At 60.8% G+C, this 6805-nt stretch carries 6 protein-coding genes; 1 reads left to right on the top strand and 5 read right to left on the bottom strand.

Annotation, left to right across the window (positions count from 1 at the left end; all coding sequences use genetic code 11):
• Positions 1–1101 (top strand): 2-isopropylmalate synthase (locus tag ACIONG_RS28090; RefSeq protein ID WP_401304063.1); only part of this gene is annotated, 1101 nt, incomplete at its 5' end.
• A gap of 175 nt (positions 1102–1276) precedes the next feature.
• Here ACIONG_RS28090 and ACIONG_RS28095 read toward each other — a convergent pair.
• The 5 genes from ACIONG_RS28095 to ACIONG_RS28115 form a co-directional block, all read right to left on the bottom strand.
• A complete protein-coding gene (locus tag ACIONG_RS28095) occupies positions 1277–2068 on the bottom strand; it encodes an amidohydrolase (protein ID WP_213026516.1) in 792 nt (263 codons plus the stop codon).
• On the bottom strand, positions 2056–3204 hold the full coding sequence (locus ACIONG_RS28100) for a pyridoxal phosphate-dependent aminotransferase (protein ID WP_103304545.1): 1149 nt from the start codon (positions 3202–3204) through the stop codon (positions 2056–2058). Before ACIONG_RS28100 ends, ACIONG_RS28095 begins: the two co-directional genes overlap by 13 nt.
• Positions 3205–3439: 235 nt before the next feature.
• Positions 3440–4912, bottom strand: a complete 1473-nt coding sequence (gene der / locus ACIONG_RS28105; protein WP_401304068.1) for a ribosome biogenesis GTPase Der — start codon at positions 4910–4912, stop codon at positions 3440–3442.
• Between the two features lie 135 nt (positions 4913–5047).
• A complete protein-coding gene (bamB, locus tag ACIONG_RS28110) occupies positions 5048–6199 on the bottom strand; it encodes an outer membrane protein assembly factor BamB (protein WP_034156262.1) in 1152 nt (383 codons plus the stop codon).
• Complete coding sequence (locus tag ACIONG_RS28115) at positions 6192–6800, bottom strand: tetratricopeptide repeat protein (protein ID WP_401304070.1); 609 nt, start codon at positions 6798–6800, stop codon at positions 6192–6194. The genes bamB and ACIONG_RS28115 overlap by 8 nt, the downstream gene beginning before the upstream one ends.
• Positions 6801–6805 lie beyond the last annotated feature (5 nt).

Here is a 6805-nt window from a genome sequence, read left to right on the forward strand (position 1 = left end):
GACGCGGTGATCGAGGTCTGGAACCCGACGCCTGAGCACAAGATCATCCTCAACCTGCCAGCCACCGTTGAATGCGCGACGCCGAACGTCTACGCCGACCAGATCGAGTGGTTCCATCGCAACATCAACCGTCGTGACAGCGTGCTCATCAGCCTGCACACCCATAACGACCGTGGCACTGGGGTGGCCGCCACAGAGCTGGGCCTGATGGCCGGCGCCGACCGCGTCGAAGGCTGCCTGTTCGGCAACGGCGAGCGCACCGGTAACGTCGACCTCGTCACCGTAGCACTGAACATGTACACCCAGGGCCTCGACCCGCAACTGGACTTCTCCGACATCGACGGCGTGCGCAAAGTCGTCGAAGAGTGCAACCAGATCCAGGTTCACCCACGTCACCCGTACGTCGGTGACCTGGTCCACACCGCATTCTCCGGCTCCCACCAGGACGCGATCCGCAAGGGCTTCGCCCAGCAGAAATCCGATGCCCTGTGGGAAGTGCCGTACTTGCCGATCGACCCGGCCGACATCGGTCGCAGCTACGAGGCGGTGATCCGCGTCAACAGCCAGTCCGGCAAGGGTGGCATCGCCTACTTGCTGGAGCAGGAATACGGCATCAGCCTGCCGCGTCGCATGCAGATCGAGTTCAGCCAGGTCGTGCAGCGTGAAACAGACCGTCTGGGCCTGGAAATGACCGCCAAGCAGATCCACTCGCTGTTGATCAGCGAATACCTGCAAGCCAACACCCCGTATGCGCTGGTCAGCCATCGCCTGCAGGAAGAAAACGGCAACAGCAATGTTGAAGTGGAAGTGGCGAGCAAGGGTCAGGGCGAAACCAACCTGCACTGGCGCGGCAAAGGCAATGGTGCGCTGGAAGCACTGGTGGCTGGCTTGCCGATTCCAGTGGAGATCATGGACTACAACGAACACGCAATTGGTGCGGGTACCAACGCCAAGGCTGCGGCCTACATCGAACTGCGTGTGAACGGTGAGCGTGCGGTGCACGGCGTGGGGATCGATGAAAACATCACCACCGCCAGCTTCAAGGCACTGTTCAGTGCACTAAACCGCTCGTTGAGCCAGCCGGAAGCGAAAGCGGCTTAAGCCTTCGTTGAAATGCAAAAGGCCCCGGAGTTCGAACTCCGGGGCTTTTTTTGCTTGATGGTTTTGTGTTGTTCAATCAGGCCTCTTCGCGGGCAAGCCCGCTCCCACAGTTTGAACGCAATTCCCTGTGGGAGCGGGCTTGCCCGAGAAGAGGCCTGAACAGACGGCGCAAAACTCAGGTGAACTCGAAGGTATCCGCATCCAGATTCGCCGGAAAGCGCTCGCGGTACGCCGCCAGTGGCGCCGCTTCCAATACTGCCTTGAACACGCCGTCAGCCTCCCCCGCCGCCAGCAACATCTCGCCTTGGAAATCCAATACCTGACTGTCACCGGTGTAGGCAAAGCCCTTGCCGTCGGTCCCCACGCGATTCACCGCCGCCACGTAGCAAAGGTTTTCAATCGCTCGCGCTGGCAGCAAACGGTTCCAGTGCAGACGCCGGGCACCCGGCCAGTTGGCGGTGTACAGCAGCAGATCGGTGTCCTGGGCGTCGCGACTCCACACCGGGAAGCGCAGGTCGTAGCAAATCAGCGGGCGGATGCGCCAGCCCTTGAGCTCGAACTGCACCTGGCGCTCGCCGGGGGTGTAATGGTTGTGCTCGCCGGCCATGCGAAACAGATGACGCTTGTCGTAATGCAGCACTTCGCCATCGGGACGTGCCCACAGCAGACGATTGCGATGGCTACCGTCAGCCGCCTGAATGATCACGCTGCCGGTGATCACCGCGTTGAGTTTCGCCGCCTGCGCCTTGAGCCATTTGCTGGTCGGGCCGTTTTCGGCTTCGGCGAGGGTTGCCGACTCCATCGAGAAGCCAGTGGTGAACATTTCCGGCAGGATAATCAGATCTGCCCCACGCGCCTGTTCCAGCAACGCGTCGAAGTGCTCAAGGTTGGCCTGACGGTCGTGCCAGGCAAGGCTGGTCTGGATCAACGCCAGATTGAGGTCGGGCAACGTACTCAGATCGCGCATAGTTTTGCCGCCGCTTCGCGCAGCGTCTCCTCGCGTTTGGCAAAGCACAGACGCACCAGGCGCTGGCCTTCAGGTGGGTTCTGGTAGAACACCGACACTGGAATACTCGCCACGCCGTGTTCGCGGGTCATCCATGTCGCCATCTCGACATCGTTCAGCTCGGGACGGATCTGCGAATAGTCGACCAACTGGAAATAGGTGCCAGCAACACGGGTGAAGCTGAACCGCGACGAAGCCAATAGATCGCAGAACAGATCGCGCTTGGCCTGATAGAACCCCGGCAACTCTTCGACGTGCTCAGGATGTTCGGCCATGTAATCGGCCAAGGCGTATTGCAACGGCGTGACCCCGCAGAAACTGACGTACTGGTGCACTTTGCGCAACTCGGCGGTCAGCGCGGGGGGCGCGACGACGTAACCGGTTTTCCAGCCAGTGACGTGGTAGGTCTTGCCGAACGAGCTGACCACGAACGCGCGCTGATACAGCTCTTCATGGGCCAGCACACTGACATGCGGCACGCCGTCGAACACCAGATGTTCGTAGACTTCGTCGCTGATCAGGTAGATGTCGCGGTCGCGAATCAATGCCGCCAGTTGATCCAGCTCGGCGCGGCTGATCAATGCGCCGCTGGGGTTGTGCGGGGTGTTGATGACGATCATTTTCGTGCGCGGGCTCAGGGCCGCCGCGAGCTTGTCGAAATCGATGGAGAAATCGTTCGGGTTCAGTTGCACATGCACACACCGACCGCCCGCCAACTCCGTCGCCGGCTCGTAGCTGTCGTAGCAAGGGTCGAACACGATGACTTCGTCGCCGTTGTGGATAACCGCCTGAATCGCACAGAAGATCGCTTGGGTGGCGCCCGGCGTCACCGTCACTTCAGTGTCGGCATCCACCTTCACGCCGTAGCTGCGAGCGATCTTCGCCGCAATCTGCTCACGCAGTGCCGGCAGGCCGGTCATCGGCGAATACTGGTTGTGGCCACTGGCGATATGCCGTCCCACCGCGTCGCGCAACGACTGCGGGCCGTCGAAATCAGGGAAACCCTGGGACAGGTTGATGGCTCCGGTCTGCGCCGCGAGCTGAGACATCTGCGTGAAAATAGTGATGCCGACATTCGGCAGCTTACTGGTGATCATCGGGGGTTCCCTGCTCAACACCCGGCTCTGACGGCGGCGCGGGAGAGCCCGAGGATAGCCCATCCGACGCCCATAAAAAAAGGGCGCCTACCGGCGCCCTTCTCTTTCAACGATCGTTCCCACGCTCTGCGTGGGAATGCAGCCTTGGACGCTCTGCGTCCGCAGCTTTTGTGACGCAGAGCGTCACGGGATACATTCCCACGCGGAGCATGGGAATGATCAACGGCCAGCGACCTTACTTCTTGTCGCGGCGCTTCTTGCTGGCCTTCTTGTTGTGCGACATCAAGCGACGCTTCTTGTTGACCTGGCGGTCGGTCAGCGTGTTCTTGTTGCCTTCGTACGGGTTCTCGCCGCCCTTGAACTCGATGCGAATCGGCGTACCGACCAGCTTCAGCACGCGGCGATAAGTGTTCTCCAGATAGCGCACGTACGACTTCGGCACTTTCTCGATCTGGTTACCGTGAATCACGATGATCGGCGGGTTCGCACCACCCAAGTGGGCGTAACGCAGCTTGATCCGGCGGTTGTTGACCATCGGTGGCGCGTGTTCGCCAACCGCGTCTTCGAGAATCTGGGTCAGACGGTTGGTCGGCCAGCGGGTGACCGCCGACTTGAACGAGTTCTGCACGGAAGCGTAGAGGTTGCCCACGCCAGTACCGTGCAAGGCCGAGATGAAGTGGATGTCGGCGTAATCAACGAAGAACAGTCGACGTTGCAGCTCGACCTTCACGAAGTCGCGCTCGCTCGGCGTCATGCCGTCCCATTTGTTGATCGCGATAACCAGCGCACGACCCGATTCGATGGCGAAGCCCAACAGGTTGAGGTCGTGATCGACCACGCCTTCGCGGGCGTCCATCACGAAGATCACCACGTTGGCGTCTTTGATCGCCTGCAGGGTTTTGACCACGGAGAATTTTTCGACTTCTTCGTGGATCTTGCCGCGCTTGCGCACACCGGCGGTGTCGATCAGCGTGTACTTCTCTTCATTCCGTTCGAACGGGATGTAGATACTGTCACGCGTGGTGCCGGGTTGGTCGTAGACGATGACCCGGTCTTCACCAAGCATGCGGTTGACCAGCGTCGATTTGCCGACGTTCGGACGGCCGATGATGGCGATCTTGATCCCGTCTTTTTCGCTCGGGCCAGGAATGCGCTTGGCTTCCTCGCCTTCGGCGACGATCTCTTCTTCTTCGCCTTCAGCAGGCTCGTCATCATCACGCGGGAAATCGCTCAGGGCGGCTTCCAGCAATTGCGTGATGCCGCGACCGTGAGCACCGGCGATCGGGATCGCGTGGCCCATGCCCAGCGGGGCGAACTCGGCGCGAGCCATTTCCGGGTCGATGTTGTCGACCTTGTTGGCGACCACGTGGGAACGCTTGTTACGTTTGCGCAGGTGCTCGGCGATCATCTGGTCGGCGGCGGTGAAACCGGCCTTGGCATCTACCAGGAACAGAACAACATCTGCCTCTTCAATGGCCAGCAGCGACTGCTCGGCCATTTTTTCGTCCATACCGTGCTCGTCACCGGAGATACCGCCGGTGTCGATCAGAATGTAGGAACTCCCTTGCCACTTGGCCTCACCGTACTGGCGATCACGGGTCAGACCGGCCAAGTCGCCGACGATGGCGTCGCGAGTCCTGGTCAGGCGGTTGAACAAGGTGGATGTGCCGACGTTCGGTCGGCCCACCAGGGCGATTACGGGAACCATGCGGCTCTCCACTTCGTTATTTCAGAAAATACAAAAGCCGCTGCGAGGCAGCGGCTGGTGCTCGGGGCAACACCCATGGGTGCTGCAAGCCTTGTAAATACAAGGCCGCTTGGGGATTAACCCCAAGCATAGTTGTTACTTGATGGTCAGGGCTTCCAGTTTGCCGCTGTTGCCATACACATAAATCGTGTCACCCACCACCAGCGGACGGGCACGCAGGCCGTCGCTGTCGATGCGCTCACGGCCGACGAAACGACCGTCAACCTGACTCAGCAGGTGCAGATAACCTTCCAGGTCACCCACTGCCACGTAGCTGGAGAACACTTCCGGAGCCGACAACTGACGGCGAGCCAGCGAATCGTTGCTCCACAGCGCAGTGGTGGAACGCTCGTCGACGCCTTCAACGGTGCCCGAGGACAGGCTCACGTAAACGCTGCCGAAACCCTGGGCAATACCGGCGTAGCTCGACGCATCGCGCTGCCAGAGTTGACGACCGCTCTCCAGATCCAGTGCCGCCACGCGACCCTGATAGCTGGCGACGTACAGCGTGCCGCCGGACAACAGCAGACCGCCGTCGATGTCGACCACGCGCTCCAGTTCCGAACGACCCTGTGGAATCGCGATCCGTTGTTCCCACACCGGCACGCCGTTGGAGATGTCCAGAGCGACCACTTTGCCGGTCGACAGGCCAGCCACCGCGAGGCGGTTGGTCACCAGCGGTGCACTGGTGCCACGCAGGGTCAGAACGGCAGGCGTGCTGTCATACACCCAGCGTTGCGTACCGGTGGAGGCATCCAGACCGATCAGACGATCGTCCTGAGTCTGAACCACCACCACGTCGCCGTTGTTGGCCGGCGGCGCAAGGACTTCGCTGTTGACGCGAGCACGCCACTTCTCTTCACCATTGCTGGTGTCCAGAGCGACCACTTCGCCACGCAGAGTGCCGATCAGAACCAGACCGTAACCCACGCCAACGGCGCCGGAGACAGGCAGATCGAGATCCTGCTTCCACTTCACGTCGCCATTGCCGCGATCCATGGCCATCACCACGCCGGTCACATCGGCGGCGTAGATGGTGTCACCGTCGATCGCCGGCACCAGCATGTTGTAGGTTTCGCCCTGACCGTCACCGATCGAACGACTCCACTGCTTGTGCAGAACCACTTCTTCTTTGAAGTCGGTCAGTTCAGCCGGTGGCAATTCTTTTTTACTGTTGCTGCTGCAACCCGCGGCCAGAAGGGCCAGAGCCAGCAATGCTGCATGCTTCCAACGGATCACGTCACGCATCCCCTTTGGCCAGGTCGTCGAGCTTGATTTGAAGGCCACCGACCGCCGCTTCATCCGACAGTGCCGCCTTGGCTTTTTGATACGCCTTGTTCGCGTCATCGGTACGGCCCAGCTGTACCAGCAGGTCGCCCTTGAGTTCTTCGCGAGTGGCCAGGAACGCTTTGTCGGCGTCGCCGTCGAGCAGTTTCAGGGCGTCTTCGGCCTTGTTCTGCGCGCCGAGCACCTGCGCCAGACGCTGACGGGCGATTTCGCCCAGCGCCGGGTTGGCCGGTTTGTCGACGATGGTTTTCAGCTCGGTCGCGGCGTCGTCCAGCTTGCCGCTGTCGACTGCAACCTTGGCCACGAACAGGCTGCCGTACTGTGCGTAGGCAGAACCGCCGAACTCGCTGTTGAGCTTGCCGGCCAGATCTGCAACACGGGCAACATCAGGCTTGCCGTCAGGCGTCAGCGTGGTTTCCAGCAATTGCTGATAGAGCACCGAAGCGCCTTGCGACTGGTTGCTCTGATACTTGTGATAAGCCTGCCAGCCGAACACGATGACCAGCGCCAACAGGCCGCCGGTGACCAGCGGTTTGCCGTTGCGTGTCCACCCGTCCTTCACAACCG

The organism is Pseudomonas sp. NPDC087817, from assembly GCF_044742875.1.
Lineage (GTDB): Bacteria > Pseudomonadota > Gammaproteobacteria > Pseudomonadales > Pseudomonadaceae > Aquipseudomonas.

What these genes read in the sequence shown, in the direction of transcription:
- ACIONG_RS28095 (WP_213026516.1), bottom strand. Translation starts at nt 2,068, where the DNA reads ATGCGCGATCTGAGTACGTTGCCCGACCTCAATCTGGCGTTGATCCAG.
- ACIONG_RS28100 (WP_103304545.1), bottom strand. Translation starts at nt 3,204, where the DNA reads ATGATCACCAGTAAGCTGCCGAATGTCGGCATCACTATTTTCACGCAG.
- der (WP_401304068.1), bottom strand. Translation starts at nt 4,912, where the DNA reads ATGGTTCCCGTAATCGCCCTGGTGGGCCGACCGAACGTCGGCACATCC.
- bamB (WP_034156262.1), bottom strand. Translation starts at nt 6,199, where the DNA reads ATGCGTGACGTGATCCGTTGGAAGCATGCAGCATTGCTGGCTCTGGCC.